Here is a 2043-nt window from a genome sequence, read left to right as displayed (position 1 = left end):
GGGGGGGGGGTTAAGAGTTCCCCAAGCTTTTCGACTGTCACATCATTGACAATAAAACGTCGTTTACCAAGAGTATCATCATTATTTTTACGAGTAGAAACTAAGCGGTGTGCAAAGTAATTATGCAATCATATTTGCAATATTAGAAAAATAATAATTTATCATTATTTACTGATACGGAGCGCAGTATTGTAGAAAATAATTTGCTTCAATTACCAAATAAATAAAAATACAGTTGATTAAGGAAATTTTTGCTTTGTATGAAGCACACGTAAAATACGCACAACGCCATTTGAAATATCATAAATCATGATATAATTTGAATGTACAATAAGTTCACGTGTATTTACAATTCGTCCTAAACGACCAAGAGTAGGAAATTTAACAAGTTTTTCTACTTTTTCAGATAAAAGTTGATCAAACTTTAAGGCAGCAGAAGGATTATCTTGTGATATGTATTCACGTATCTTTTTGCGGTCAACGTGTGCTACTTGTGTCCAAATTAGCTCCATAAAGTTGATCTATCGAGTTTACTTTGTGTTTTTAAGCGCCATTCCTTTGCTTCTGCTTCGATTTCTTCAGAAGATATTATATCACCTGCATTAGCAGAGTTTATCCCTAATTGAACTTGTTCCCGAAACCATAAATCGTATGCACTTTTTTCTTTTTGTTCTTTTACGATATCGCGCATATAATCCCGCAATAATTGTGCACCAGATCTATCACACGCCTTTGCTGCTTTGGAAAATTCATTTTTTAATACATCATCGACGCGAAAGGTAAATGTTGTTTCAGCCATTTTACAACCACTTAATGTGTTACAAAGTAGTTCTAATGTAATGTATTTTTACTATTTCTTCAATAGCTACTGTTAAAATAGATATTTTATATCTATTTTGCATTTTCATAGGGTTGAAAGGGACGCCCATAAATCAACGGGCTCTGATAACAACCCAGACAGCAGAGACAGCCCCGTTTCAATGCCCTCACAAATGACCAGATGTTTGGGATTGGNTAAATCAACGGGCTCTGATAACAACCCAGACAGCAGAGACAGCCCCGTTTCAATGCCCTCACAAATGACCAGATGTTTGGGATTGGCTTGACTTAAATGCACAGCACCACCTGTTACAGATCCCAACATGGCTTTTGCTGGTTTTTGGTCTGTTTTGCAGCCATTGGCTTGTAAAAAGGTTCTATGAATGGCGAAAGAGCCAGCGCCCTTAACAAAAGCAACCAACGCGGGCAGTGTAACCCCAGAGGGGTGCGAACATTTGTCGTAAAAGCGTAAATCGGGAGGCAAATCACATGTGATATGCCGCATACGTAAATAGGTTTCTGCTAAAGTATTTTTGATTGGTTGGCTTTGTTGCCAAATTGTTTTTGCTCTCTCTGCTTTCTGTTTTGCTCGTTTGAGATCAGCACAAAACTGTTTGGAGAAAGAGAGCGTCTGATCATAAGCTTGTTTTCCAAGCAACCCAATTCTAATAAGCGCTTGTATGATCTCTCTAAAAGAGCAACCAGCATAACAGTAGATTAAGAGACGCCCATCATGTCCATTGGCAAGGGATAAGCTAGGTAGCCTATCATCATGAGCAGGGCAACGGGCTGTTCCATAACGCCCATGCCAAACCCCGCGGCACAGCACGTGTGATACCTTGCGCATTCTTAAAAGAACACATCATTGTAAATCCTATAACGTTGCGTCACAGGACGGATTGTGCACTCTCTAGGGTGATGAGTTTGAGAAAGCCTTGTCCGTCCTTACGTGACAAGGTTTTTTTTTATGCTGCGTCGTTATAACGTTGCTGTTTTGCTTGCTCGATGACATTCAAAAGATCCGATTGTAACCAACGCGATAAAAAACCAAATTTTAAAGGTTTTGGGAGAGAGCCATTGGTTACATGACGGCGGAATATTGAAACACTCATATGAAGCAATTTTGCACTTTCACGGTCTGTTAAAAGAATATCATTTTCTGTCATACTAAAATCCTTTCTATCAAAAAATGGTAACAAATCATAACTATTTATTAACCACATT

General features: G+C 38.4%; 3 protein-coding genes and 1 pseudogene. All 4 read right to left on the bottom strand.

What is annotated here, in order from left to right:
• Nucleotides 1-239: 239 nt before the first annotated feature.
• The 4 genes and pseudogenes from ACFIK7_RS00180 to ACFIK7_RS00165 all read right to left on the bottom strand — a co-directional run bounded on the left by ACFIK7_RS00180 (nt 240) and on the right by ACFIK7_RS00165 (nt 1985).
• Complete coding sequence (locus ACFIK7_RS00180; protein ID WP_273791673.1) at nt 240-512, bottom strand: type II toxin-antitoxin system RelE/ParE family toxin; 273 nt, start codon at nt 510-512, stop codon at nt 240-242.
• Nucleotides 503-799: a CopG family ribbon-helix-helix protein gene (locus ACFIK7_RS00175; RefSeq protein WP_273791674.1), complete on the bottom strand. Its 297-nt coding sequence runs from the start codon at nt 797-799 to the stop codon at nt 503-505. Before ACFIK7_RS00175 ends, ACFIK7_RS00180 begins: the two co-directional genes overlap by 10 nt.
• Before the next feature lie 216 nt (nt 800-1015).
• Nucleotides 1016-1685, bottom strand: a pseudogene (locus ACFIK7_RS00170) (virulence-associated protein E); the annotation flags it as partial.
• A gap of 99 nt (nt 1686-1784) precedes the next feature.
• Nucleotides 1785-1985, bottom strand: a complete 201-nt coding sequence (locus tag ACFIK7_RS00165; RefSeq protein WP_375631373.1) for a helix-turn-helix transcriptional regulator — start codon at nt 1983-1985, stop codon at nt 1785-1787.
• Between the last annotated feature and the right edge of the window lie 58 nt (nt 1986-2043).

It is taken from the genome of Bartonella sp. CL266QHHD, from assembly GCF_042195355.1.
GTDB lineage: Bacteria > Pseudomonadota > Alphaproteobacteria > Rhizobiales > Rhizobiaceae > Bartonella.
Note: the sequence above shows the minus strand (reverse complement) of the source record. Positions and strands in the feature narration are given on the sequence as shown.